The 529-nt window shown below is 67.7% G+C and carries 1 pseudogene; it reads right to left on the bottom strand.

What is annotated here, in order from left to right:
* A pseudogene (locus tag ACK4TH_RS13215) lies at positions 1-529 on the bottom strand (fumarylacetoacetase); the annotation flags it as partial.

Raw genomic sequence — 529 nt, 5'->3', positions numbered from 1 at the left:
CCGGTTCGTTGCCGGGCCCGATCCAGATTCCCAGTTCGAGTTCGAAATCGAGCTTCTGCGTCGGCGCGAAAACCGGCGGCGCTTCCGCGCTTGGCTTGCGCTGGCCGGATGGCCGCTTGACGGCCGCACCCGAGACCCGGACCGACGAGCTGCGGCCGTGATAACCGACCGGCACATATTTGTAGTTCGGCAGCAGCGGGTTGTCCGGACGGAATAGCTTGCCGGCATTGGTGGCGTGATGGATGCCGGCATAGAAATCGGTGTAGTCGCCGATGCGGGCCGGCAGATGCAGCGTGCATTCACCCATCGGACGCAGCATTTTCTCGACGACGCTCCGGTTCGCCGCGCCGGCTGTGAGCAGGCCGGATAGCGCCCGCCGCAACGCCCGGCGCTGGTGCGCCGGCAGGCCCATCAGGGCGTTGAGGGTTTCCGCCGTCGCGGCCTGCGCGGCGATCGCCGCATCGCCTGTCAAAAGCCCGGCATCCGACGCCGCCGCGAGGTCGAGAACAAGGTCGCCAATGGCGACGCC

This window comes from Tepidimonas sp. (genome assembly GCF_046292505.1).
GTDB lineage: Bacteria > Pseudomonadota > Gammaproteobacteria > Burkholderiales > Burkholderiaceae_C > Tepidimonas.
Note: the sequence above shows the minus strand (reverse complement) of the source record. Positions and strands in the feature narration are given on the sequence as shown.